This window comes from Leisingera sp. M523, from assembly GCF_025141335.1.
In the GTDB taxonomy this organism is placed as follows: Bacteria; Pseudomonadota; Alphaproteobacteria; order Rhodobacterales; family Rhodobacteraceae; genus Leisingera.
The window spans coordinates 3,078,912-3,101,578 of record NZ_CP081036.1 but is presented as its reverse complement, the minus strand read 5'-3'; the positions used below and the strand labels follow the sequence as shown (position 1 = coordinate 3,101,578).

General features: G+C 63.7%; 23 protein-coding genes, 1 other RNA gene and 1 riboswitch. Of the genes, 11 read left to right on the top strand and 13 right to left on the bottom strand.

Annotated features, from left to right (window positions below):
- Nucleotides 1-12: 12 nt before the first annotated feature.
- On the bottom strand, nt 13-657 hold the full coding sequence (locus tag K3557_RS15305; RefSeq protein ID WP_259994801.1) for a ribonuclease T2: 645 nt from the start codon (nt 655-657) through the stop codon (nt 13-15).
- Between the two features lie 130 nt (nt 658-787).
- On the opposite strand from K3557_RS15305, the gene K3557_RS15300 reads away from it, so the two are divergent.
- On the top strand, nt 788-1,555 hold the full coding sequence (locus K3557_RS15300; RefSeq protein ID WP_259994800.1) for a DUF1013 domain-containing protein: 768 nt from the start codon (nt 788-790) through the stop codon (nt 1,553-1,555).
- A gap of 309 nt (nt 1,556-1,864) precedes the next feature.
- On the top strand, nt 1,865-4,012 hold the full coding sequence (locus tag K3557_RS15295) for an ATP-binding protein (RefSeq protein ID WP_259994799.1): 2,148 nt from the start codon (nt 1,865-1,867) through the stop codon (nt 4,010-4,012).
- Nucleotides 4,013-4,170: 158 nt separating this feature from the next.
- Here K3557_RS15295 and K3557_RS15290 read toward each other — a convergent pair whose 3' ends face one another.
- Nucleotides 4,171-5,067: a LysR substrate-binding domain-containing protein gene (locus K3557_RS15290; RefSeq protein ID WP_259994798.1), complete on the bottom strand. Its 897-nt coding sequence runs from the start codon at nt 5,065-5,067 to the stop codon at nt 4,171-4,173.
- A gap of 138 nt (nt 5,068-5,205) precedes the next feature.
- Here K3557_RS15290 and K3557_RS15285 point away from each other — a divergent pair, with 138 nt between their 5' ends.
- Nucleotides 5,206-5,883 (top strand): hypothetical protein, encoded by a 678-nt coding sequence (locus tag K3557_RS15285; RefSeq protein ID WP_259994797.1) that lies wholly within the window; start codon nt 5,206-5,208, stop codon nt 5,881-5,883.
- Nucleotides 5,880-6,929, top strand: coding sequence for a low-specificity L-threonine aldolase (gene ltaE, locus K3557_RS15280; RefSeq protein WP_259994796.1), 1,050 nt, complete (start codon nt 5,880-5,882; stop codon nt 6,927-6,929). Before K3557_RS15285 ends, ltaE begins: the two co-directional genes overlap by 4 nt.
- Before the next feature lie 81 nt (nt 6,930-7,010).
- On the opposite strand, the gene recR is transcribed toward ltaE, so the two are convergent.
- Complete coding sequence (gene recR, locus K3557_RS15275; protein WP_129369737.1) at nt 7,011-7,610, bottom strand: recombination mediator RecR; 600 nt, start codon at nt 7,608-7,610, stop codon at nt 7,011-7,013.
- Between the two features lie 183 nt (nt 7,611-7,793).
- Between recR and K3557_RS15270 the strand changes: the two genes are divergently transcribed.
- Nucleotides 7,794-8,285, top strand: a complete 492-nt coding sequence (locus K3557_RS15270; protein WP_259994795.1) for a GNAT family N-acetyltransferase — start codon at nt 7,794-7,796, stop codon at nt 8,283-8,285.
- Nucleotides 8,286-8,347: 62 nt separating this feature from the next.
- On the opposite strand, the gene K3557_RS15265 is transcribed toward K3557_RS15270, so the two are convergent.
- From K3557_RS15265 to K3557_RS15255, 3 genes are all read right to left on the bottom strand, one after another.
- Complete coding sequence (locus tag K3557_RS15265) at nt 8,348-8,692, bottom strand: YbaB/EbfC family nucleoid-associated protein (RefSeq protein ID WP_024088825.1); 345 nt, start codon at nt 8,690-8,692, stop codon at nt 8,348-8,350.
- A 71-nt stretch (nt 8,693-8,763) separates the two neighbouring features.
- Nucleotides 8,764-9,234 (bottom strand): DUF6998 domain-containing protein, encoded by a 471-nt coding sequence (locus tag K3557_RS15260; RefSeq protein ID WP_259994794.1) that lies wholly within the window; start codon nt 9,232-9,234, stop codon nt 8,764-8,766.
- Nucleotides 9,227-11,041, bottom strand: a complete 1,815-nt coding sequence (locus K3557_RS15255; protein ID WP_259994793.1) for a DNA polymerase III subunit gamma/tau — start codon at nt 11,039-11,041, stop codon at nt 9,227-9,229. Before K3557_RS15255 ends, K3557_RS15260 begins: the two co-directional genes overlap by 8 nt.
- A 195-nt stretch (nt 11,042-11,236) precedes the next feature.
- Between K3557_RS15255 and K3557_RS15250 the strand changes: the two genes are divergently transcribed.
- A complete protein-coding gene (locus tag K3557_RS15250; protein WP_259994791.1) occupies nt 11,237-11,785 on the top strand; it encodes a protein-tyrosine phosphatase family protein in 549 nt (182 codons plus the stop codon).
- A gap of 18 nt (nt 11,786-11,803) precedes the next feature.
- On the opposite strand, the gene K3557_RS15245 is transcribed toward K3557_RS15250, so the two are convergent.
- The 3 genes from K3557_RS15245 to K3557_RS15235 form a co-directional block, all read right to left on the bottom strand.
- Complete coding sequence (locus tag K3557_RS15245) at nt 11,804-12,193, bottom strand: hypothetical protein (protein WP_259994790.1); 390 nt, start codon at nt 12,191-12,193, stop codon at nt 11,804-11,806.
- 145 nt (nt 12,194-12,338) lie between these two features.
- Nucleotides 12,339-12,743: a hypothetical protein gene (locus K3557_RS15240; RefSeq protein WP_259994789.1), complete on the bottom strand. Its 405-nt coding sequence runs from the start codon at nt 12,741-12,743 to the stop codon at nt 12,339-12,341.
- Between the two features lie 109 nt (nt 12,744-12,852).
- Nucleotides 12,853-13,075: riboswitch (cobalamin riboswitch) on the bottom strand.
- Between the two features lie 18 nt (nt 13,076-13,093).
- Nucleotides 13,094-13,684: a TetR/AcrR family transcriptional regulator gene (locus K3557_RS15235; RefSeq protein ID WP_259994788.1), complete on the bottom strand. Its 591-nt coding sequence runs from the start codon at nt 13,682-13,684 to the stop codon at nt 13,094-13,096.
- Between the two features lie 84 nt (nt 13,685-13,768).
- On the opposite strand from K3557_RS15235, the gene K3557_RS15230 reads away from it, so the two are divergent.
- On the top strand, nt 13,769-14,647 hold the full coding sequence (locus K3557_RS15230; RefSeq protein ID WP_259994787.1) for a serine aminopeptidase domain-containing protein: 879 nt from the start codon (nt 13,769-13,771) through the stop codon (nt 14,645-14,647).
- Between the two features lie 25 nt (nt 14,648-14,672).
- On the opposite strand, the gene K3557_RS15225 is transcribed toward K3557_RS15230, so the two are convergent.
- Both K3557_RS15225 and nudC read right to left on the bottom strand, forming a co-directional pair.
- Entirely contained in the window at nt 14,673-15,140 is a 468-nt protein-coding gene (locus K3557_RS15225; protein WP_259994786.1) for an SRPBCC family protein, read from the bottom strand.
- A gap of 57 nt (nt 15,141-15,197) precedes the next feature.
- Entirely contained in the window at nt 15,198-16,184 is a 987-nt protein-coding gene (gene nudC, locus K3557_RS15220) for an NAD(+) diphosphatase (RefSeq protein ID WP_259994785.1), read from the bottom strand.
- A 336-nt stretch (nt 16,185-16,520) separates the two neighbouring features.
- Between nudC and K3557_RS15215 the strand changes: the two genes are divergently transcribed.
- Nucleotides 16,521-18,380, top strand: coding sequence for a 5'-nucleotidase C-terminal domain-containing protein (locus K3557_RS15215; RefSeq protein ID WP_259994784.1), 1,860 nt, complete (start codon nt 16,521-16,523; stop codon nt 18,378-18,380).
- Between the two features lie 63 nt (nt 18,381-18,443).
- An RNA gene (gene ffs / locus K3557_RS15210) (signal recognition particle sRNA small type) lies at nt 18,444-18,542 on the top strand.
- 193 nt (nt 18,543-18,735) lie between these two features.
- Here the strand turns inward: ffs and K3557_RS15205 are convergent.
- Nucleotides 18,736-19,569 carry a prephenate dehydratase gene (locus tag K3557_RS15205; RefSeq protein WP_129369747.1) on the bottom strand — a complete coding sequence of 278 codons (834 nt, stop codon included), beginning with the start codon at nt 19,567-19,569 and terminating at the stop codon, nt 18,736-18,738.
- Nucleotides 19,570-19,688: 119 nt separating this feature from the next.
- On the opposite strand from K3557_RS15205, the gene K3557_RS15200 reads away from it, so the two are divergent.
- Nucleotides 19,689-20,195, top strand: coding sequence for a cytochrome c family protein (locus tag K3557_RS15200; RefSeq protein WP_259994783.1), 507 nt, complete (start codon nt 19,689-19,691; stop codon nt 20,193-20,195).
- An 86-nt stretch (nt 20,196-20,281) separates the two neighbouring features.
- Here K3557_RS15200 and K3557_RS15195 read toward each other — a convergent pair whose 3' ends face one another.
- The gene (locus K3557_RS15195; protein WP_247676989.1) at nt 20,282-20,506 is read right to left on the bottom strand and encodes a DUF333 domain-containing protein; all 225 of its coding nucleotides are present in this window, start codon (nt 20,504-20,506) and stop codon (nt 20,282-20,284) included.
- A gap of 229 nt (nt 20,507-20,735) precedes the next feature.
- On the opposite strand from K3557_RS15195, the gene K3557_RS15190 reads away from it, so the two are divergent.
- Nucleotides 20,736-22,661 carry an extracellular solute-binding protein gene (locus K3557_RS15190; protein WP_259994782.1) on the top strand — a complete coding sequence of 642 codons (1,926 nt, stop codon included), beginning with the start codon at nt 20,736-20,738 and terminating at the stop codon, nt 22,659-22,661.
- Nucleotides 22,662-22,667 lie beyond the last annotated feature (6 nt).

Here is a 22,667-nt window from a genome sequence, read left to right as displayed (position 1 = left end):
CCGCCCTCAACCTTAGCGCACCGGTGCCAGCCGGGCGTTTTTCAACGTGCAGTCGCGGATCGTATCCCGCCCGCAAGGCACCGGCTGCAGCGTTTTCGACAAGCAGATGCGGGCTTCCTGGATGGCGCCGCTGCTGCAGGTGATGGTCAGGCTGTCTGGCGCCAGGCTTGGGTTTTCCTTGAGAAAGGCCTCCTCAACCACGGCGGCGGGCAGGGTCACGGGCTTGTCCAGCTTGCGAAAGACGGCGGGGCGGGCCACGCGCCGGTAGGCGTCGCGCATCAGCCTGTAATACGCCCTTGCGCTGAGGCCGGAACAGGTGCCGTGTTTCTTCCACTGATGCCAGGCCAGGCCGGGGCTGCCCATGATATCCGCCATCTCGCGGCTCATGCGGCGGTTCGGCGGCGCCTCTGCGGAACGGCAGTAGCTGGGCCAGCCGCGATGGAATTGCGGCCATAGCCCGTGCAGGGTCCAGCCATAGTCATAGCGCGCCTTGCATTGCTCTGCGCGGCGTGCATCGCCTTCCTGTTCGCACCAGTTCGGCGACCAGCTGAGCGCCAGCACGTAATAGTCGAACTCCCCGGCCGGCTCGCCCTCTGCTGCGGCAAGGGTGGTAAAACCGGCCAAAACAGCCGCCAGCCCCAGCAATAACTTGCGCATTGGCCTCTTTCCTTATGCAATGAAGCCGACTATACAGGCCTGAAGTTCCCCGACAACGGAAACCAGACCCCGAAAGCGGGGCAGCCTTGATCCAGGCGGCGGGGAAGATGTGTTTTAAGGAGATGAGCGCATGGCAAAACCGTTGATGGCCAAGGCAACCGCCGTGTGGCTGGTGGACAATACCACGATCAGCTTCAAGCAGATCGCCGATTTCGTCGGCATGCACGAGCTGGAAATCCAGGGCATCGCCGATGGCGAAGTGGCCGCAGGCGTCAAAGGGTTCGACCCGATGGCCAACAACCAGCTGACCCAGGATGAGATCGACAGGGCGCAAGCCAACCCGCTGCACAAGCTGAAGCTCAAGTTCAACCCGGCTGCCGCCGGCGAGGAAAAACGCCGCGGCCCGCGGTATACCCCGCTGTCCAAGCGCCAGGACCGTCCGAATTCGATCCTGTGGCTGGTAAAATTCCACCCGGAACTCAGCGATGGCCAGATCGCCAAGCTGGTCGGCACCACCAAGCCGACCATCCAGTCGATCCGCGAGCGCACCCATTGGAACATCTCCAGCATGCAGCCGATCGACCCGGTGGCGCTGGGCCTGTGCCGCCAGTCCGAGCTGGATGCCGTGGTGCAAAAGGCCGCGGCCAAGAAAGCCGCCGAAGGCGGCGTGATGAGCGACGATGAGCGCCGCAAGCTGGTCTCTACCGAACAGTCGCTGGAGATGGACGCCGAGCCGAAGATCCCAAGCGCGATCGAGGGGCTGGAAACCTTTACCCTGGGCGGCGGTTTGAGTGATGATGACCGGAAGAAGGAAGAGGAAATCCCCGACGCGGACAGCTTCTTCAACCTGCCCGCTGGCGGGGACGACGAGGATGACGACGAAGATCCCCGCTTCTGATCCCATCCGCCCTGGCGGTGCCGGCTAAAGAAATTTATTAAAAAGCCGCAGATCCTTCACTCAGGATTTGCGGCTTTTTCTGATAGAATTGACTCTCTACGTTACAATATGTTGACTATGTACCCCTGTTTTGCGCAGCATGATGTTGCGGGGCAGTTGTGTTCCAGATTGCCCGCAAAGACCAGGGTGCGGGAAGGGCCTTTTGTTCCGGGGCGGTTTTCCAAAGTGTAAGGAACGGGAAGTTACAGAGTATTGCCAGCGGTCCGGCCTTGCAGGCCTGTCCGCAAAGGGATGGCAGGAGTACAAGCAATGGACGCAGCAGGGGCCGCGGCGCTTGGGGAAAGCAGCCGCTTGGATCTGGAGACACTGGCCTGTTTGAGCGGCCTGGAGTTCTGCCAGGAATTTGTGGATCAGCTGGCGCAGGCCTATGGGGCCGATCTGGTCACCGTGGGTGAGCTGAAGGTCATGGAGACCGAGCGCATCAAGGTGCTGGCAAGCTGGTTTGACGGGCTGCAGCTGGGGGATTTCGAATACGAGGCTTGCGTGACGCCGTGCCATGACGTGGTGCTGAGCGGCGATCCGCATGTCTTTCCCTGCCGGGTGCAGGAGCTGTATCCGGATGACGAGATGTTCATCGAGGAAGGCATCCAAAGCTATGTCGGGGTCGCCCTGAAAAACGCCGATGGCGAGGCGATCGGACTGGTCCAGGCCTCGTGGCGCTATGAAATCGACGGCGCACTGGCGCAGCATATCGCATCTGTAATGCAGCAGTTCGCGCCCCGGCTAGGGGCCGAGACCGCCGGGCTGCAGACACTGGCCACGCTGTCAGTGCTGGCCGAAGGGCCAAGCGGCACGTCTCCGCGTGAGGCGTTCCGGCTGCTGGCCGCGCAGCTGCAGGGCGCGCTCAAGGTGCGCTCGGCCTTCATTGCGGAATGCCTGGGCGACAAGCCTGAGTGTTTCCGGGTGCTGGCGTGCTGCTTTGAAGGTCAGCAGATGGAAGGGGTGGAAGACACGGTTGTGCCTTTTGACGGCACCCCTTGTGCGTTTTTAAAGGGGCGGGAGAAATTCCTGGTGCCGGACGGGCTGCAGGAGGCGTTTCCAGAGCAGGCGCAGTTCCGCAGCCAGAACCTGCATTCCTACCTGGGCATCCCGCTGGCCGATGCGGATGGCACGGTGATCGGCCATTTTGCGCTGCAGCACGACCGGGAAATCAAACAGCGCAAGCTGGAGACCGATCTGATCGCGCTGTTTGCCGCGCGGATCGGGCTGGAGCTGCGCCGCCGCAAGGCCGAAAGGCGCCGCGCCCAGGCGGAAGAGGCGCTGCTGATCAAGCGCAAGACCGAAAGCCTGGGGTTGCTGGCGGGCACCATCGCGCATGATTTCAACAACCTTCTGGCCTCGATGCAGGGCCGCGCCGAACTGGCGCTGGCACATCTGGAGGCCGCGCATCCGGCGCAAGGGCATCTGCAAGTGGTCGAGCAGGGGCTGCAGGCCTCTGCCTTGCTGGTCCGGCAGCTGTTGAATTACGCCAAGGGCGGCGGCAGCCGGGAGCAGGGGCCGTGTGATCTGAACGGGATCGTGCAGGAGACCATGGCGCTGGTCCCGGTTGAGCGCAAGCTGGGCAAACAGGTGGTGCTTGATCTGGAAGAAGGGGCGCTGACGGCGCAGATGGATTCGTCTCAGGTGGGTCAGTTGTTGCTGAACCTGGTCTTCAATGCTGCCGAGGCGATCGGGCCGGCTGCGGGCACGGTCACGGTGAGTACCCGCAAGACCAGCCTGAGCGATGCAGAGCGGCGCAAGCTGCTGAAGGGGCGGAACATGCCGGCCGGCGCTTGCTTGCTGCTGGAGGTGCGCGATACCGGCAGCGGTATGGGCCGCGAGACCGTGACCCGGATTTTTGACCCGTTCTTTACCACCAAACCCGGCGGACGCGGCCTTGGCCTGGCCGCGGCGCTGGGGATCATCAGCCGCCATCAGGGCGGCCTGGCGGTTGAAAGCCGCGAAGGCGAGGGCAGTGCCTTCCGCTTTTACTTTCCTGCCTGCACCGCTGAGCCGGCGGCGGAAGCGTGCCCGGCAGGGCCGCCGGCGCAGCGGCGCGGTGCGGAGATCCGGCGGATCCTGGTGGTGGATGACGAGGAAACCGTGCGCCGGGCAGTGGCCGGTCTGCTGCAGTTGCGCGGCTGCGTCGTGCTGCAGGCCGATGGCTATGACGCGGCGCTGGCGCAGCTGCAGGCGGCAGGGCCGTTTGACGGCGCGGTGATCGACATGAGCATGCCGGGGCGCAGCGGCTGGGAGACTCTGGCGGGCCTGCGCAAGATCCAGCCCGGGCTGAAGGCGGTGATGATGAGCGGCTTTGCCATCAGCGCCGTGGCGGCGGGGTTTCCGGATCTGTCCCGGGTTCCGGTGCTGGACAAGCCGTTTACCAAGGAAAAGCTGTATAAGGCGGTTTTTACCTAAGGGCGGCGGCTTTGGCGCTGGCGGAAGGCTCCCGCGCCCGCATGTGCCCCTAACGGGGCCCCTTGGCCGCCTTGGGCCCGGCGCCGCGCTGGTGCGCGGCGGGGTGCGCCCGGCAGAAATGTCGCATTTTGTTGCAGGTTATTGCGGGCAATGGCTGGTCAGCCTGCGCTAGGGCTTCTGGCGTCACGCAGCAGCCAGTCGCGGACCCGCTCGATCCGGCTGGTGCCCGTTTTGGCCTGGGGTGTCAGCAGATAATAGGCGCTGGCGGGTGTGCAGCGGTGCGGATGGGCTTGGATCAGGGTGCCCTCGGACAGCTCCCGAAGCACCAGCAGCTCCGGAAGAATGGCAACGCCATGGCCGTATTTCACCGCGTCGATCAGCATCTCGAACTGGCTGAACAACGGCCCGGTGGGACGGGCGGCGAGGCTCCCGGTCTGATCCTCGAACCAAATCTGCCAGCTAAGCGGCCGGGTGCTGTGCTGCAGGGCTGGAAACTCCAGAAGCCCGGCGGCGGATTGCAGCGGGCCATCCAGCAGATCCGGTGCTGCAACGGCAATCAGGGTCTCTGGCATCAGCAGATCCGCGCGAAAGCCCGGCCAGGGCGGATCGCCCTGCACGATGGCCAGATCCACCAGGCTGGGGTCCACCTGGCTATTGTCCAGATAGGTGATGGTATTGATTGTCAGCCGCGGCTGCGCCTGTGCCAGCGTTGCCAGGCGCGGCATCAGCCAGCGGCTGCCCAGTGTCGGGTAGGTGCCGATATTGAGCGCGCCATATGGGTTGTCGCGGGTGCGCAACCGGTAAAAGGTGGCCTCCAGCGCTTCCAATTGCGGTGCCAGCTCCTCCTGCAGCATCCGTCCGGCACCGCTGAGCTGCACCCGCTGGCGTTCACGCTTGAACAGGGTTTGCCCGGTCAGCACCTCCAGGCTTTGGATCTGGCGGCTGAAGGCGCTTTGCGACAGGTTCATCTCCCGCGCTCCTCCGGCAAAGCTGCCGGCCCGGGCGGCAGCCTCGAAACACAGGAGGGCAGAGGTGGGCGGGATCTTGCGGCGCATGGCCCGCACCCTGCCATATGTTGCAATTTTTGCAATATGTATTGCAATAGCCCGGCTTTTTTCCGGCTTCTTGGCCTGCCAGTATCGCATTCAAAGCATCACCCCTTGCAATCAGCACAAAGAATGGGAGCGCGCGACATGAGTTTTGAACCGCAGATCAACGACGCCGATGTGCAGGCTGTCACCAGGGCCATGGGCGCCATACCGGATTCTGCATCGGTGGCGGAGTTTGTGCCCGGACCGGGTATCCAGAGGCTGGAGCTGAAGTTTGACATCGAAAAGCTGCAGGAAGCGCTGGAGGAGTGCCTGAAGCGCGAGGCCTTTATGGGCGGCTTGCAGGACCAGGGCTTTGCCGCGCTGCCGCTGACCCAGCGGCCGGGTCAGACCGAATGGACCGCTAATGACCTGTCGGGCCGCTACTGGCTGCGCGCCGACACCCGCTATGTCGAAGAGCCGCGCGAGGATCTGGTGCCGGAAGTGGATTTTTCCGAATTCAATCCCAAATTCGCAGGCACCTATTTCGAGCATGTGCACGCAGAGCTGGCCAAGCGGTTTCCGATCGGGCGCACGCGGGTGCTGTCCAAGGGGCTGTACAATTGCAACTCCTGGCACCGCGACCCGGAGCCGCGGCTGCATATTCCGGTGGTCTCCAACCCCGGCTCATTGTTCATCGTGAATCATCACGTCACGCATCTGCCGGCCGATGGCTCGGTCTATTTCACCGATACCCGCGGCTATCACACTGCGCTGAACGGCGGCGAAACCCGGCGGGTGCATATCGTGGCGGCGCTGGCCTATGATCAGGTGACGGAATGAGCCAATACGCAGGATTGGCAGGTGCGGGCGCCAATGCGGCCCTTTGCGATCTGCGCAGCGATACGCTGACGCGGCCCGATGCGGGCATGATGCGGGCGATCCAGGCGGCGGAGCTGGGCGATGACGTTTATGGTGAAGATCCCCAGGTGAACCGGCTGGAGGCCGTGCTGGCCGAGCGTCTGGGCAAGGAAGCGGCACTGTTCCTGCCGACCGGCACCATGAGCAACCTGGCGGGCCTGCTGGCCCATTGCCAGCGCGGCGAAGAGATCATCCTGGGCGCGGGTTACCACGTCTATGCCTATGAGGCCGCGGGGGCCTCGGTGCTGGGCGGGATATCGCTGTGCCCGGTGCCGGTGCGGGACGATGGCGCGCTGGACCCGGAGGTGATTGCCGGGGCGGTCAAGGCGGATGACAGCCATCTGGCCGTGAGCCGTCTGCTGTCGCTGGAGAACACTCATAACGGGCTTGCAGTGCCCCTGGCGGATATGGCGGCGGCGGCGACGGCGGGCCGGACGGCAGGGCTGGCGGTGCATCTGGACGGCGCGCGGTTCTTTAATGCGACGGTGGCGCTGGGGTGTTCGGAAGCGGCGCTGGCCGGGCTGATGGATACGGTGTCCATTTGCCTTTCCAAAGGGCTGGGCACGCCGGCCGGGTCGGTTTTGGCGGGGCCTGCAGACCTGATTGCCAAGGCGCGGCGCTGGCGCAAGATGCTGGGCGGCGGCATGCGGCAGGCAGGCGTGCTGGCGGCGGCGGCGCTTTACGCGCTGGAGCACAACGTGGAGCGGCTGGCGCAGGACCATGACCGCGCGGCGGAACTGGCGGATGTGCTGCGCGGTTTGGGGGCAGGGGAGGTTTCCCAGGCCACCAACATGGTGTTCTTCACGCCGAAGGAAGGGCGCAATGATGCCTTGCGGATGCATTTGGCATCTGAGGGCGTTGTAATCGGTGGCGGCAGTTCCGGCGCCATCCGCATGGTGCTGCACAAAGATGTGGATAACGGCGCCTTGGACCGCGCGGTGCAAGGGTTAAAGAGTTTCTACGGCTGAAAAACAATGGCGGGCGTGGCTCCGGAAAATTCGAATTTTCCGGCCAAAATTCTTTGAAGAATTTTGCGCCCGGCTGCACCGTCAGATTTCCTTCCGCGCCCTGAGCGCTGCAGAGATCGTGCCGTCATCCAGATAGTCCAGCTCACCGCCGATTGGCACGCCCTGCGCCAGCGAGGTGAGCCTGACCTGCCCCTGCAGCTGGTCGGCGATGTAATGCGCCGTGGTCTGGCCGTCGATGGTGGCGTTCAGCGCTAGGATCACCTCGCTGATACCTTCGGTTGCAACCCGGTCCGCGAGCCGCGGGATACGCAGATCTTCCGGCCCCACCGCGTCCAGCGCCGACAGGGTGCCGCCCAGCACGTGGTAGCGGCCCTTGAAATCGCCTGAGCGCTCCATCGCCCAAAGGTCGGCCACATCCTCGACCACGCACAGCTCGCCATTGGCGCGTTCCGGGTCGGTGCAAAGCGGGCAGATCTCGCTGGTGCCGATATTGCCGCAGTTGAGGCATTCGCGCGCGGTGGCGGCGACCTCGGTCATCACATCGGCCAGGGGCGTCAGCAGCAGCGCCCGCTTGCGGATCAGATGCAGCACCGCCCGGCGGGCGGACCGCGGGCCGAGCCCCGGCAGCTTGGCCATCAGGGCAATCAGGTCTTCGATATCGCTGGTGGAATTTCTGATCATGCCCCGGGCCTTTGTGTGCTGTGCCATATAGGCTGATTGCAGCAGGAAAGCGCAAGGGCAGGGCTGCAAAATGTTCAGGGTTTGTTTTGCCTCGGCACCTGCCAGGGTAAGGGCAATTGAGCTGGCGGGCGGCAGGGCGTATCTGTTTCAGCACATCTTGCGCAGGAAGGAAAAGGGGCGGCAATGGGACGGCAGGACAACACCCAGCACCCGGTGCGTTTTGCCCGGCTGACCGGGATCGCGCCGCAGGAGATTGCCCGCCACATGTCAGATCCGCGGATGGCAGAGCATATGCCGCTGCTGACAGGCCCCTGGGACGAAGAAACTGCCAGAGCCTTTGTTACCGCCAAGGAGAACTGCTGGCAAAGGGATGGCCTGGGTCATTGGGCGTTTGTGCAGAAAGGTCAATATCTTGGCTGGGGCGGGTTTCAGAAAGAGGGCGAGGAATGGGATTTTGGGCTGGTATTGCGGCCCGGCTGTTTTGGGCTGGGCCCGGCCATTGCCCGGCAAGCGCTGGCGTTTGCCCGCCTCGATCCGCGCATCCCTCATGTGACTTTCCTGCTGCCGCCGACGCGGCACCATCTGCGGCCGCTGGTGCGGCTGGGCGCGGTGCAAACCGATGAAGTGCTGCATGAGGGGCAGCGTTTTCTGAAATTCCGATTGGAAACAGCTTGAACGAGGCAAAGAAAAAGGCGGCTCCTGACGGGCCGCCTTTAGATCGGTAAAGCTGGCAGCGCTTAGAACGGCAGCTTGATGTCCTTGGGCAGACCCATGCTTTCGGTCAGCTTGGCCATCTCTTCCTGCGCTTTTTCCGCAGCCTTGGCCTGGGCGTCCTTGATCGCGGCCAGGATCAGGTCCTCGACCACTTCCTTGTCATCGCCATTGAAGATCGACGGGTCAATATCCAGGCCTTTGAGGTCACCCTTGGCGGACGCCGTGGCCTTGACCAGGCCGGCGCCGGCCTCGCCCGTTACCATCACATTGTGCAGCTCTTCCTGCATCTGGGCCATTTTGCCCTGCAGTTCCTGTGCCGATTTCATCATCTTGGCCATATCGCCAAGGCCGCCGAGGCCTTTGAGCATCTGTCATCTCCTGAGATTCCGGTTCGGGGCACAGATACGGGCCGCGGGGCTGCGAAACAAGAGGGGAGAGGTTACTCTCTCGGCCAAACCCTGGTGCCGATAGAAATGAACTGGGAAACTGACATTGAGCGTCTGGAATTTCTGGCCTTGGACCCAGGCCTGTCTAGAAACTCACGAACTTTTTCCTTCGGGGCTTCCCAAATGCCATAAAGCTCGTACCCCTTGTGCATCAAAACAAGCATGGCAAAATCAAAGTCATGGTTTGTGTTGATTGAAGAGACCCTGCCCCAATTTTTTCCGTCAGCTTTCCATCGCCCTTTGATCTGAATTGTTTGATGCCTGCCGTTGCAGGTCCTAACGGCGTCAAAGCCAGGACTGCGGGCTTCTGCCAGTCCAAGCGCAAGTGCCTGGGCGGCCTCTACTTCTGCAATTTCACCAGTCACGCCAAGCGGCTTGTTAAAATTTCGATAATATTCAATGGCTAAGGACTTCACGTCAGAAAGAATTTCGGACTGAGAGCGAACTTTAGGGATATCACCCATCCTCGAACGGGTCCCATTCATCCTCCACCTCGGGCAGGGCCTCGGCGGCGACTTCTGCGGCCAGCTCCTGCGCGGTGCGGATGCGTTTGATCTTTGCCTTGGGGAAGCTTTCCAGCACCGCCTGCACCAGCGGATGGGCGGCGGCTTTCTCGCGCAGGGCGTTTTCAGCTGCGTCTCGGACTTCGGCAATGGTGGCCGCGTCGCCGTCGGGCGCGATCGACACCACCCAGCGCGCACCGGTCCAGTTTTGCAGCGCCGTGCCAAGCCGCGCCGCCAAATCGCGCGGCGCCTGCGAGGACGGGGTGAATTCGATCCGTCCCGGCTGGTAGGAGACCAGACGCACGCCGCCCTCGACCTCGACCAGCAGTTTCACATCGCGGTTGGTGCGGATCAGCTCGACCACATGTTCAAAGGACGGATAGCGCGCCAGTGCTGAGCTGACCTGCGGCGCCAGTGCCGCCATAGTGCCGCCGCCGCCATGCGCCACCGGCGCGCCGCCTGCGGGACCAGGTTGGCCGCCATAACCGGCGGGCGCGTTGCCGCCTCCGCCGCCCAGAGCCGGGCCGCCCATGCCCTGCATAGGCACTCCGCCGCCAGGGCCATTCGGCGGCGGCGGCGGGGTGTCCTGCAGCTTACGGATCAGTTCTTCGGGGCTGGGCAGGTCGGCCACATGGGTCAGGCGGATCACCGCCATCTCGGCGGCCATCATCGCATTGGGGGCAGCGGCGACTTCCTCCAGCGCTTTCAGCAGCATTTGCCACATCCGGGTGAGGACGCGCATCGCCAGCGCATCCGCCATTGCCCTGCCGCGGGCGCGTTCATCTGGGCTGACGGTGGGGTCTTCGGCGGCATCCGGCGTGATCTTCACCACCGAGACCCAATGGGTGATCTCGGCCAGATCGCGCAGCACCGCCAGCGGGTCGGCGCCCTCGGCATACTGGCCGCTGAGTTCAGTCAGCGCCGCCGCCGCATCGCCGCGCAGGATCATGTCCATCAGATCCAGAACCCGGCCCCGGTCAGCAAGGCCCAGCATAGCGCGCACCTGGTCGGCGGTGGTCTCTCCGGCGCCATGGGAAATCGCCTGATCCAGCAGTGAGGTCGCGTCGCGGGCGGAACCTTCGGCGGCGCGGGTGATCAGCGCCAGCGCATCCTCGGCGATCCGGGCGTTTTCAGCGCCGGCAATCTTTTGCAGCAGCGCGATCATCACTTCGGGTTCAATGCGGCGCAGATCAAACCGCTGGCAGCGCGACAGCACCGTCACCGGCACCTTGCGGATCTCGGTGGTGGCAAAGATGAACTTCACATGCGCGGGCGGTTCCTCCAGCGTCTTCAGCAGCGCATTGAAGGCGCTGGTCGACAGCATGTGGACTTCGTCAATGATGTAGATCTTGTAGCGGGCCGAGGCGGCGCGGTACTGCACGCTGTCGATGATCTCGCGGATGTCGTTGACGCCGGTGCGCGACGCCGCGTCCATCTCCATCACATCGACATGGCGGCCTTCCATGATCGCGGTGCAATGCTCGCACTGGCCGCACGGATCAGTGGTGGGGCCGCCCTGGCCGTCCGCACCGATGCAGTTCATGCCCTTGGCGATAATCCGCGCGGTGGTGGTTTTACCGGTGCCGCGGATGCCGGTCATAATAAAGGCCTGGGCAATCCGGTCAGCGGCAAAGGCGTTTTTCAGCGTCCGCACCATGGCGTCCTGCCCCACCAGATCGGCAAAGGTTTCGGGCCGGTATTTACGCGCCAGAACCTGGTATTGGGATTGGCCGGATGCGCCGGAGGTGCCGCTGGGGGTATCGTTCATGATGTCTCGTGCCGGATTCGGGATGCGGGGTGTTTCGCGTTCCGCGCAGGGTATTGAAGCGCAGCCCGTTCGTCCACCGCCGATGGGGCCGTCCCGGGGCCGCAAAAGAGCTTTGGGATTGCCTGCTTAACGCTTAGGCTGCGAAGGCAGGGGACTGCGGGGGAAATGCAGGAACGCAGCGGCTAAGGAGGCGGTATGCGAACTGAGGATATCCCGGAACCTGCGGCGCAGGACGGCGCGGCGCCGGCAGGCCTGACCATCCACGCACTGTCAGCAGGCGGCGGTATTCTGGCGCTATGCCCGCTGCCCGGGGCGGGAGGCGATTACCGCAATGACCTGATCCAGATCTATCAGTGGAGGCCGGGGCTGGTCATCTCAATGACCACCGAGGCCGAGCATGCAGCAGCCGGGGTGCCGCGGCTGGGGATTGATATTCAAAGCATGGCCTGCCGCTGGCTGCACCTGCCGGTGCCGGATTTCCAGGTGCCGCCGCCCGCTGTGGCGGTGAAATGGGCGGCGGCCAGCCGGTCTGCACGGCAAGCACTGTCCGGCGGCGGCCGGGTGCTGGTGCATTGCAGGGGCGGCTGCGGGCGCTCCGGCATGGCGGTGCTGCGGCTGATGATCGAATGCGGCGAAGCCCCGGCGCAGGCGCTGATCCGGCTGCGGGCGGTACGGCCCTGCGCGGTCGAGACGGAGGAGCAGCTGGATTGGGCCTGTGCCGGTGCGCAGGCTGCCGGGCGGTGACCAGCGCCGCCACTGGGGCTAGTCGAAGCTCAGATCAAAACCTCTACCGATGATAAAAGGCGCCCGGAAGTTTTCACCATGAAAATAGTAAAGCCCCTGCTCCGCATCTTTCACAATGGCATAGTAGCCCCATTCCGGTGTGTTCCATAATCCGGACCAGCTGGAGCAGTACTGGCCGTCTTCGATTTTATAACGTGCTTCCGAAGGGGCGGCGTCGCCTTGCTTGATCCAGAGCGTCAGTCCGGACTCCGAGAAATACTGGCGGGTATGGCTCTCGAAATGCAGCCCTTCAATCGTTTTCCCGGTCAGCAGGTCCATGATCTCTCCGGTGGACAGCGGCTGTTCGGCGGCGGCAAATGTTGCGCAGGCACTCATGACAGCACAGGCCGGCAGAAAGGTCTTAAACATTGGCAATCCCCTTGCATAAAGTCTGAATACCGGGAATTGCCTAGAGCCGATCAGGCAGACGGGCCAGCCTGATGCCGAACACATTTCTGTCAGCCGGATATGTTTCGGGCCGCAGGGAACCGCACCAGCCCGTTCGGGTTGCGGATCACAGTGCCATCATCCGCTCTGCTTCCCGCGCGTTCACCGTTTTCGGCAGCGCCTCCATCAGCGCGCAGGGGCGGGCGTCCAGTTTCGAGGCCGCAAAACCGGTGCCGTCGCGGCTGAGGATGGCATCGGCAAAGCGGTCCAGCCCCTCGCGCGGCGCCTCTTCACCGACACCGCAATACAGCCGGATCCGGTCGTGGCCGGCGGCAAACTGCGCCGGGCAGCTGCGCGGGCAGCCGTCCAGTGCGGTGGTGCCGGTGATCTCGAAATCGTCTTGCGTCAGCGGTTTTGCCTTGGTCATCGCCTCGGCCAGTTTGGTGATCATCCGCTGTGCCGCGGGGCAGGGGCGCCCCAAATACTTGCAATCTGTTGCCGCATAGAAATGCGTCTGGTCGGTCCACATCATATCTGCGCCCTCCGCGCGTGGCACGGGGGTCATGGGGACAAGAGACCGGATGAAAGACGGATCACAGCCGCCGCAGCCATCAGACCCTGTCCGGACACCCCGCCCGGGTTCGAGTTACACGTCTGATGGCAGGTCTCCTGACTTGCGGGTCGATGCTTTCCCGATCCTTCCCGGCCTCGTTTCGAGGGCCAGTGGCTCTATCGGGGTCGCTCGCCGCTTACAGTTGCGGGGGCAGTCTCGGACTGGGCCAGCTTGCGCAGGCCGCACCGTGTTCCCTTTTCATCCCGGACACAAGATTCTGTGGCACGGGAACCATCAGCACAAGCGGTAGCGGTTGGGTGCCCGAGTCGTCAATTGTTTTTCTGCATCTGCAAATACAGCCCCCGGATCACATCCGAGTCGCGCCGCACCCGGGCCAGCTGCCAGCCGCCCTGCAGCAGGATGTAGAAATTCTCCGCCGCCGCGCGGGCCTCAGGTTCGGGCAGGCCCAGGCGGCGGGCGTGGCGGGTGGTTTCAGTAATCCAGCCCTCGAACAGATGCGCGGCGTGCTGGTGGAACGCCTCGTTCTCCGGCCCTTCGAACAGGGTAGCCGAAACCGGGCAGCCGCTCCATTTTCCTTGTTTGTCAAACAGCTTGGCGAGTTTGTAACAGACCGTCTTGGCCCCCTCCCGAAAGGTGGGCGCCGGGGTGAAAGATGCCTCTATCAGCAGCAGCATCTGCCCTGACGCCCAATCCGCTGCGGCCAGGGCCAGATCGGATTTGCCACTGGGGAAATGGTGATAAAGCGAGCCCTTGGGCGCCCCCGCCTCAGCCAGCAGTTCCGCCAGCCCGGTGCCGCTGTAGCCCTTGTTGCGGAACAGGCCGACGGCGGCGCGGATCAGCCGCTCGCGGGTTGGGGGCAGGCTGGTCCCGCCTGCCTTGGCTGTCGTTACGTCATTCATGGCGGCAACTTGACAGCATTGGACCGATTGGTCCAGAGATGAATTAGACCAATCGGTCTAGGTCAAACGACTCAGGAGGCTGCCATGCTGGACAAAAGCGCAGAACATAACGCGGTTATCCGCGAGGAGGCCCTGCGGTTTGCATCTGGCACCCACATGCTGGCCGGGCGGCTGTACCACCCTGCGGGGCCGGCGCGGGCAGCAGTGGTGCTGAATGGCGCAACCGGGGTGCCGCAGCGCTTTTACCGGCATTTCGCGCGCTGGCTGGCAGCAGAGCAGCAAGTGGCCTGCCTGACCTATGACTACCGGGATTTCGGAGACTCGGCGCGGGGCCATCCGCGCCATTCCGACGTAACAATGGTTCAATGGGCGCTGGAAGATCAGCCAGCCGCCAGGGCCGAACTGCAACGGCACTATGCGGGCGTGCCGTTGTGGGTGATCGGCCATTCTCTGGGGGCAATGCTGATGCCCCTGCAGGATGGCCTGAAGGACGTCGCCCGCATGATCGTGGTTGCGGGCGGCTTGGTGCATCACCACGATCATCCCTGGCCCTACCGCGCGCTGGCGCTGGCTTTCTGGTTCGGCCATGTGCCGCCATTGGTCCGTGCCTTGGGCTATCTGCCCGGGCGCGCGGTGGGGTTCGGGGCCGATTTGCCTGCCGGAGTGTACTGGCAGTGGCGGCGCTGGTGCACCACGCCCGGCAGCTACCTGCCGGAAACCGGCTTGGCCTTGCCGCGGCCCAAATGGGCAGGCACCGGCGTGCCGGTGGATTTGTATGCGATGGCGGATGACGGCGTTGTGCCGCCCGCGGCCGTTTGGCGGCTGGGGGACGTCTTTGGCGATGTGCCGCAGCGGCGGACTGTGCTGGTGCCGCAGGAGGCGGGCGTGCAGAAGATTGGCCACCTGGGCGCCTTTGCCCGCGCCAATGCGGCCCTGTGGCCGCGGCTGCTGCCGCCGCAATAGCACGGCGCCCCGCCAAACCTTGGGATCAGGCGGAGCGGTTCAGCCGTTCCTCGGTGATCCGGGCATAGTCGGCCAGCCGCAGCTTGAACCGGCGGGTGAGGTTGCTGCGGGCCAGTTTCAGCGATTGCACCAGCAGCCGGCCGGTCAGGGTGGTCGGCGCCAGCTTCAATTGCACCGACATCCGGGTCCGCCGCGGCGACAGCGCCAGCAGCTCAACCTCAAGCTGGCCGTCCAGGCCGCTGCCGCTGCCGGTCAGCGCCAGCCCGGTGACCGGGGTATAAGACGCCAGCGTCAGCCTGATGTCGCGCTGCTTGCCGCGAAACCGAAAGCCGATATCCCAGGCCAGGCCGTTTTCCGGATGGGCGGTGTCGCCGGTCCGCTGCACGTCGATGCCGCGCCGCAGGGCCGAGCGCTCCAGCAGTCCGAAATCGGAGACCGCGCCAAAGACGTCGGCAATCGGGGCTTCGATATCTTCTTTGCTTTGAAATTCCATGCGCGCCTGCTTTGGTTGCGCTGCCGTGCCGGCGCGCCGTTTTCGGCAATATGCTATTTAGTCCAGGGTGTCCGCAAGCCAGTTCTTGAGCAGAAAATGCGCAATTGCCCCCTGACGTGACGGCTTTAGAACCGGGTGTTCGCCGGCAAAGACCGTCATCATGTCCTGGCGGCTGACCCACAGCGCGTCTTCGATCTCAGCCGGGTCGATGGTGATCTCCGTGCTCAGCGCCTCGCCCGCGCAGCCGAACATCAGCGACATCGGAAAGGCCCAGGGCTGGCTCGACAGGTAGCTGACCCGCCCGACCTGCACGCCGGTTTCTTCAAAAGTTTCGCGGCGCACGGCTGCTTCCAGCGTCTCACCCGGTTCGACAAAACCTGCCAGCAGCGAATACATCCCCTCGGGCCAGCCGGGGGACCGGCCCATCAGCACAGCATCGCCATGGGTGATCAGCATGATCACCACCGGGTCGGTGCGTGGGAAATGAGGTGCCTTGCAGGCGGGGCAGATCCGCTGCCAGCCTGCCTGCGCCAAATCGCTGGGCGCGCCGCAAGCTGCGCAAAACCGGTGGCTGCGGTGCCAGGCCAGCAGCGCCTTGGCAGTGGCAGCCAGTTCCGCCTCCAGCGGTGTGAGGCGGGTCATCACCCGGCGCAGCTCGGCAAAGACTTGGGACGCGGGCAGATCAGGGTGCTGCTGCTCGCTGGCATCGGCAAAACTGCTGAGCGCTTCCTGATCCAGGATTTCGGGCTGCCAGCCGCTGATATCACAGGCAAAACATGGCGCGCCGCCGGGTGCCAGGCCAAGAAACAATGCGGCATCCTTGCAGCCAGCGGCCAGCGGATGCGCCGGATCGGTCCAGCCCAGCCCGCAGGGCAGATGCGCATCTGTTTCGCGCCGGGTCAGCGGCTTGCCGCGCCACATCAGCAGCACCTGGGCCTCCGGGCTGATCCAGGCCGCTTCCAGCGCTGCGGTATCCGTACGCAGATGGGCCGCCCGCTCCAGCCCGCCGCCGCCGCCGAATGTCACTTGTTCTGCGTGTTTCATTGCGGCTCTCCTTTGGCTGGCTGCGGTTTCTTTTGGGTGCCATGGATGAAATAGCGCCATCCATGGCAGCGTGCCGCAGGCGTTGCCAGCAATCGGCAGCGATCTGCGCTTGCCTGTCACTGCACCGCCACACCTGGCGGGTGGGAATTGCGGCTTTTCACTGCTGGGCAGGGCGCGCCGGCCCCTTTGAAGCCTCGGCAGCAGGAAAAAATCAAATGCAGCAAAAAGGGTTCTTTGCAAATCGTTAAAACGCTGATTCAAATAGCCGCAAAACAAGAACGGCACCAAATGGTGCGGGAAGGAGCGGCAGCAGGCAGTGTCAGCGGAATATCGGACATGACAAGCGGGGCGCGCGCCTCGCAATCCCGGGCCACCACCGGGCTGCTGCACGTGCTGGCCACTACGGACCTGCACTGCAATCTGCTGAGCCATGATTATTATGCCGACCGCCCGGACGGGGCTATCGGCCTGTCCCGCGCTGCCACCTTGATCAACCGCGCGCGGGCTGAGGCTGACCGCCTGGGCGCGGCCTGCCTTCTGGTCGATAACGGCGACGGCTTCCAGGGGTCGCCGCTGGGGGACATCGTGCCGGGCGCCAAAGGCCCCCATCCATTGGCGCGCGCATTCCGGTTTTTGAAATATGATGCCGTTGGACTTGGCAATCATGACTTTGATTTCGGCCTGGAGGCGCTGGCAGGCGTTCTGAAAGACGTGCCATGTCCGGTGCTGTGCTCAAGCCTGACGGCGCGGCAGCCGGATCTTCGGCTGCCATTTGTACCCTGGGCGGTGCTGGAGCGGGCGGTGCCTGGCTGCCCCGGTTTGCGACCGGTCCGGATCGGGCTGTTTTCAGTGCTGCCGCCGCAGACCCTGATCTGGTGCGGCAAGGCGTTGCAGCAGCAACTCGCCGCGGGCGGCATCGTTGAAACCGCCGCGGCCCAGGCCCGGCAGCTGAAGGCCCAGGGCTGCGATCTGGTGCTGGCGCTGGCGCATACGGGAATTGACAGTAACGCCGGGGCGGGCCGCGGCGAAAATGAACTGGAGCAGCTTGCCGCACTGACGGAAATTGATGCCGTTGTGGGCGGCCACACGCATCTGACGCTGCCGGATTCCGCGCATCCCTTTGCCAAACCCGTCGTGATGCCCGGAGCGCATGGCTCGCATCTGGGTATTCTGAAGCTGAAACTGGAGCATCACAGCGGGGCCTGGCGGCCAGCCGGCGGCTCGGCCAACCTGCAGCCGGCGGGCCGCCACCGGGAAGCCGGGGCAGCCCAACCGCTGGTGCCGGAGGACCCTGGTTTTACGGAGGCGCTGGCAGAAGACCACGCGCGCACTTTGCAACGTATGCGCCAGCCCGCGGGCTACAGCTCGGTTGCGATGCATTCCTATTTTACTTTCTTCGCGCCGGATCGCGGCCTGGCACTGGTGGGCAGCGCCCAGGCTGCTGCTGTGCGGCCGTTGCTTGAGAGTGCCGCCGGAAAAAGCCTGCCGCTGCTGTCGGCTGTTGCACCGTGCAAATTCGGCGGCCGCTCCGGGCCGCATTTTTATACCGACATTGCGGCCGGGGATCTCTGTGCCCGCAATATCGCTGATCTGCAGGTCTTCCCCAATGAATTGCGGGTGGTCGAGGTCACCGGTGCTCAGCTGCTGGACTGGCTGGAAATGTCGGCAGGGCTGTTCAGCCGGATCACGCCGGGCAGCTCCGGGCAGCTGCTGGCCGACCCGCAGCGGGCAGGGCATAATTTCGATGTGATTTTCGGGCTGAGTTATCAGATAGACCCAGTCCAGCCGCCACGGTTCTCGGCAGCGGGCGTGCGGATCAATCCCAGCGCCCGGCGGATCCGGAACCTGTGCTGGAACGGCCGGGCGGTGGATCCTGCCCAGCATTTTGCGGTTGCGGCCAACAGCTACCGGGTCAGCGGCGGCGGCAGCTTCAGCATGCTGCGCGAGGCCAAAGAACTGCCATTGCCGCCGATGCGGATCCGCCAGGCAATCCGCGACTATATCGCCGGGCGGCTGCCCGCCGATCCGCTGGCAGAGGCACCCTATCCCTGGCAACTGGCGCCGGTGCCCGGCACCCGCGCGGTTGCCGTTACCGGGCCGGGCGCCATCGGGTATCTGGAGGAACTGCCTGCCGGGCTGGCTGAACCGCGAGGGCACAGCAGCGGCGGCTTTCTGGAATTGCAGCTGCAGCTTTAAAACGCAGAAGGCAGGGCAGGCGGGGCACTTGCCATTCCCGGCGGCGGCGCTTATATCGGGATTCGAGAGGTTGGCGCGGGCAGGCGCCTCGCCAACCTGGTCAGATCCGGAAGGAAGCAGCCACAACGAGCCCCGCTTGGGTCGATGTCCAGCCTCTCACTTTATCCCGCACAGAAGAAATGCAAGGTGGTTCTCCCGCCCGCCCCGGCGCAATCAAAGATTGCCCCGCGGCCGTTGGGCCGGGCGCCGCGCTGACGCGCGGCGGGGTGCCGCTTCTTTCTGGTTTGAAATACCCCGGGGTGAATTGGCCGTAAGGCCAAGAGGGGCAGCGCCCCGCCCCGTCCGGTTTCGTGCCTCAGAATCTGCCGTTGTTCGCGGGATAGACGCCGAGGATTTCCACATTGGTGGTGAAATAGCTCAGCTCATCCATTGCCAGCTGCACATTGGGATCTTCCGGGTGACCTTCGATGTCCGCATAAAACTGCGTCGCAGTGAAGGATCCATCGACCATATAGCTTTCCAGCTTGGTCATGTTGATGCCATTGGTGGCAAATCCGCCCATCGCCTTATAAAGCGCCGCCGGAATGTTGCGGACTTGGAACACAAAGCTGGTGATCATGCTGTGGGCGCCGCGGCGGCGGAAATCCGGCTCCGGCGACATGATCAGGAAACGGGTGGTGTTGTCGCCGTTGTCCTCGATGTGGCGGGCCAGCACCTCCAGCCCGTAGATCTCGCCCGCCAATTCGCTGGCCAGCGCCGCCACATGCTTGTCTCCGGCTTCCGCCACATCGCGGGCGGCACGGGCGTTGTCGGGGCTGATCCGGCCGGTGATGCCGTGCTCGCGCAGAAAAGTCCCGCATTGCGGCAGCAGCACCAGATGCGATTTCGCCTCGCGGATGTCTTCCAGCCGGGCGCCCGGCACCCCCAGCACATTGATATGCACCCGCACAAAGGCCTCGTCGATAATGTGCAGCCCGCTGTGCGGCAGCAGCCGGTGAATATCGGCCACCCGGCCATAGGTGGAGTTCTCCACCGGCAGCATTGCCTGTTCGGCTTCGCCGCTTTTGACCGCTGCAATCACGTCTTCAAAGGTGCGGCAAGGCAGCACCTCCAGATCACGCCGGGCATTGCGGCAGGCTTCGTGGCTGTAGGAGCCGAGCTCCCCCTGAATGGCGATTTTGCGGCTCATGGGTGTGTTCCCCGTGCAAAACTTCAAGAATTGGGCGTTTCGTCGCGCTGTCTATACCTTGCCACTTTGAAGGGGAAGCCTTAGACAGCCACGCAGACAGCTAAATGGACCCGCGATTCATGTTTGACACAATGACCCTTACCAAAGCGACCGCAGGCGTCTGCGGCGCGTTCCTGGTTCTCCTGCTGGGCAAATGGGCCGCCAGCGGCCTGTATCACATGGACAGCCATGGTGAGGCCGCCTATGTGATCGAAGTCGCCTCGGCCGATGCCGCAGCCAGCGATGAGCCGGAAGTCAGCTTTGAAGAGCTGATGGCCTCTGCCGACGTTGCCAAAGGCGCCAAAGTTTTCAAGAAATGCTCTGCCTGCCACAAGCTGGAAGACGGCGCCAACTCGACCGGCCCGTATCTGTACGGCGTTGTCGGCCGCGACATCGCAGCGGCCCCGGGCTTTGGCTATTCCGGCGCCCTGACCGGCCTGGACGGCGACTGGACCGCCGAGGCGCTGGACGCCTTCCTGACCAAGCCGTCGGCCTATGCCGCGGGCACCACCATGTCGTTCTCCGGCCTGAAAAAGCAAAATGACCGGGTGAACCTCATCGCCTATCTGGACAGCCTCGACGGCTGATCCGGACTTCTGTCCAAGCTATCCAATTGAAAAAGCCGCTGCAGATTTGCAGCGGCTTTTTTGATGCGGGTTTGAACCGGACCGCCTTAGGCCGGGTTGTTTTCCCGGTAATAGGCCAGCGCATCGCGCTCCTGGCCGTCTGGCAGGATGCAGACGCCGATAGTGCCCGCTTTGCCGCTGCGCAGCACATAACTGCCGCCGGTCTGCACGCAATACGCCTCTTCCGGGCTGCTGTAGACCACTTCCTCTTCCTGCTGGGCACAGGCGCTGAGCGCGGCAGCCCCGGCAACCGCAAGGGCGGCAAGTTTCATTGACTTCGGCATCGGCAAACTCCCTCGTTATATAACGCAATCGTGATGCGAGGCTGGCAGGCAATTTTATTGCGTGCAAGCGCCGCCTGGAAAAAGCGTGCCTTTCGGCTGCTTTGTGCCAAGAGAGCCGGGGATATCACTTAATCTCAACTTGAATGTTACCGCCCCCGGCCATTAGCTTGGCAGCAGAAATCCGGACCGAAGCTCCGGGCAAAGGAGGTCATGGCAGATGAACACCGCTCGAGCCGCGGCGCGCGTGCGCGCAAAAGAAAGGGCGACTCCGCTGCAGGCTGCGGCGGCACTGGCCCCGGTACTGATACTGGGGCTTTTCCTGGCATTGGCTGCGGCGACGCTGGTCAGGGCGGAAGAGACTGTCATCAAGGCGCATGGTTTTGCCGAATTCGGCGAGTTGAAATACCCGCAAGGCTTTGCCCGTTTCGACTATGTGAACCCTGAGGCCCCCAAGGGCGGTGAGCTGTCGATCTCTGCCGTTGGCACCTTTGACAGCATGAACCCCTATACCCGCAATGGCCGTGCCGGGGCATTGTCCTCGAACCAGTTCGAAAGCCTGCTGGTGGAATCCTATGATGAACCGGGTTCCTACTACGGGCTGATCGCCGAAAGCCTGGAATATCCTGAAAGCCAGGACTGGGTGATCTTCAACCTGCGCCCCGAAGCGGCGTTTTCCGACGGTTCCCCGGTCACCGCTGATGACGTGGTGTTTTCCCACAACATCCTGCTGGACCAAGGGTTGAAATCTTATGCCGAGGCGGTGCGCAAACGCATCCCCAAGGCGGAAGCACTGGACCAGCACCGGATTAAATTCCATTTCTCCCCGGATTTTCCCCGCCGGGCGATGATCACCCAGGTCGGCGGCACGCCGGTGTTCTCCAAAGCCTGGTTTGAGGCCGATCCTGAAAACCGCCGCCTGGATGAGCCGCGGCTGGATCCGGGTATCGGCTCCGGCCCGTATGTGCTGGAAAGCGCTGAGGTGAACCAGCGCATCACCTACCGCCGCAACCCGGATTATTGGGGCGCAGGTCTGAACGTGAACATCGGCCGACACAACTATGACCGCATCCGGATCGAGTATTTCGGCGACGCGATCGCCGCGATGGAGGGCTTCAAGGCCGGCGTCTATACCCTGCGCCCCGAGAACAACTCGAAAAGCTGGGCAACATCTTATGACTTTGCCGCGGTGGACAAGGGCCAGGTGATCAAGGGCGAAATCCCCGACGGCAACGTGCCATCCGCCAATGGCTTTGTGATGAACCTGCTGCGGCCTAAGTTCCAGGACATCCGCGTCCGCGAGGCGCTGCAGCTGGCGTTCAACTTTGAATGGACCAATGAAAGCCTGCAATACGGGCTGTTCCGCCACCGCTCTTCCTTCTGGCAGGATTCGCCGCTGCAGGCGGAAGGTCTGCCTGAGGGCCGTGAGAAAGAGGTTCTGGAGGCGCTGGGCGATCAGATCGACCCGTCCCTGCTGACGTCGGAACCGGTGATGGCGCATAGTTCCAAGGCGTCGCGTCCCGGCGACCGCAAGAACCTGCGCCGCGCCATGAAGCTGCTGGACGCGGCTGGCTGGGCCGTCGGCGATGATGGGTTGCGCCGCAATGCAGACGGCGAGGTGCTCAAGCTGGAGTTTCTGGCCGACAGCCCGACCATTGAACGCATCGTGCAGCCCTATGCCACCAACCTGCGCACCATGGGGGTCGATGCGGTGGTGAACCGGGTCGACTACGCCCAATACACCAGCCGCCGCCGGGAAAAGGAGTTTGACATGATCTCCTCGGCCTACCGGATGTCGCTGGAGCCTTCGACCGGCCTGTACCAGCAATTCGGATCCGAGGCGCATGAATATTCGGTGTTCAACCCGGCAGGGCTGGCGGACCCGGCCGTGGATGCGCTGATCGGCAATATCGTCAACGCCAAGACGCAAGATGACCTGCGCGCCAATGCCCGCGCGCTGGACCGGGTGCTGCGCGCCAAGCGGTTCATGGTGCCGGCCTGGTATCTGGATGTCAGCTGGATCGCCTATTGGGACATGTACCGCCAGCCGGACAACTTGCCGCCCTATGACACCGGCATGCTGGACCTGTGGTGGATCGATGCGTCCCGCGAGGCCGAACTCAAAGCCGCCGGCGCGCTGCGGTAAGACAGA

Bases quoted from the DNA above. Each gene is read 5' to 3' on its own strand.
- K3557_RS15215 (WP_259994784.1), top strand. From the start codon at position 16,521: ATGACAAGCGGGGCGCGCGCCTCGCAATCCCGGGCCACCACCGGGCTG.
- K3557_RS15260 (WP_259994794.1), bottom strand. From the start codon at position 9,234: ATGGGTGATATCCCTAAAGTTCGCTCTCAGTCCGAAATTCTTTCTGAC.
- K3557_RS15250 (WP_259994791.1), top strand. From the start codon at position 11,237: ATGCGAACTGAGGATATCCCGGAACCTGCGGCGCAGGACGGCGCGGCG.
- K3557_RS15235 (WP_259994788.1), bottom strand. From the start codon at position 13,684: ATGAATGACGTAACGACAGCCAAGGCAGGCGGGACCAGCCTGCCCCCA.
- K3557_RS15245 (WP_259994790.1), bottom strand. From the start codon at position 12,193: ATGTTTAAGACCTTTCTGCCGGCCTGTGCTGTCATGAGTGCCTGCGCA.
- K3557_RS15225 (WP_259994786.1), bottom strand. From the start codon at position 15,140: ATGGAATTTCAAAGCAAAGAAGATATCGAAGCCCCGATTGCCGACGTC.
- K3557_RS15285 (WP_259994797.1), top strand. From the start codon at position 5,206: ATGAGTTTTGAACCGCAGATCAACGACGCCGATGTGCAGGCTGTCACC.
- ltaE (WP_259994796.1), top strand. From the start codon at position 5,880: ATGAGCCAATACGCAGGATTGGCAGGTGCGGGCGCCAATGCGGCCCTT.
- K3557_RS15265 (WP_024088825.1), bottom strand. From the start codon at position 8,692: ATGCTCAAAGGCCTCGGCGGCCTTGGCGATATGGCCAAGATGATGAAA.
- K3557_RS15255 (WP_259994793.1), bottom strand. From the start codon at position 11,041: ATGAACGATACCCCCAGCGGCACCTCCGGCGCATCCGGCCAATCCCAA.
- K3557_RS15300 (WP_259994800.1), top strand. From the start codon at position 788: ATGGCAAAACCGTTGATGGCCAAGGCAACCGCCGTGTGGCTGGTGGAC.
- K3557_RS15205 (WP_129369747.1), bottom strand. From the start codon at position 19,569: ATGAGCCGCAAAATCGCCATTCAGGGGGAGCTCGGCTCCTACAGCCAC.
- K3557_RS15305 (WP_259994801.1), bottom strand. From the start codon at position 657: ATGCGCAAGTTATTGCTGGGGCTGGCGGCTGTTTTGGCCGGTTTTACC.
- K3557_RS15195 (WP_247676989.1), bottom strand. From the start codon at position 20,506: ATGAAACTTGCCGCCCTTGCGGTTGCCGGGGCTGCCGCGCTCAGCGCC.
- K3557_RS15270 (WP_259994795.1), top strand. From the start codon at position 7,794: ATGGGACGGCAGGACAACACCCAGCACCCGGTGCGTTTTGCCCGGCTG.
- K3557_RS15230 (WP_259994787.1), top strand. From the start codon at position 13,769: ATGCTGGACAAAAGCGCAGAACATAACGCGGTTATCCGCGAGGAGGCC.
- K3557_RS15240 (WP_259994789.1), bottom strand. From the start codon at position 12,743: ATGATGTGGACCGACCAGACGCATTTCTATGCGGCAACAGATTGCAAG.
- recR (WP_129369737.1), bottom strand. From the start codon at position 7,610: ATGATCAGAAATTCCACCAGCGATATCGAAGACCTGATTGCCCTGATG.
- K3557_RS15295 (WP_259994799.1), top strand. From the start codon at position 1,865: ATGGACGCAGCAGGGGCCGCGGCGCTTGGGGAAAGCAGCCGCTTGGAT.
- K3557_RS15290 (WP_259994798.1), bottom strand. From the start codon at position 5,067: ATGCGCCGCAAGATCCCGCCCACCTCTGCCCTCCTGTGTTTCGAGGCT.
- K3557_RS15190 (WP_259994782.1), top strand. From the start codon at position 20,736: ATGAACACCGCTCGAGCCGCGGCGCGCGTGCGCGCAAAAGAAAGGGCG.
- nudC (WP_259994785.1), bottom strand. From the start codon at position 16,184: ATGAAACACGCAGAACAAGTGACATTCGGCGGCGGCGGCGGGCTGGAG.
- K3557_RS15200 (WP_259994783.1), top strand. From the start codon at position 19,689: ATGTTTGACACAATGACCCTTACCAAAGCGACCGCAGGCGTCTGCGGC.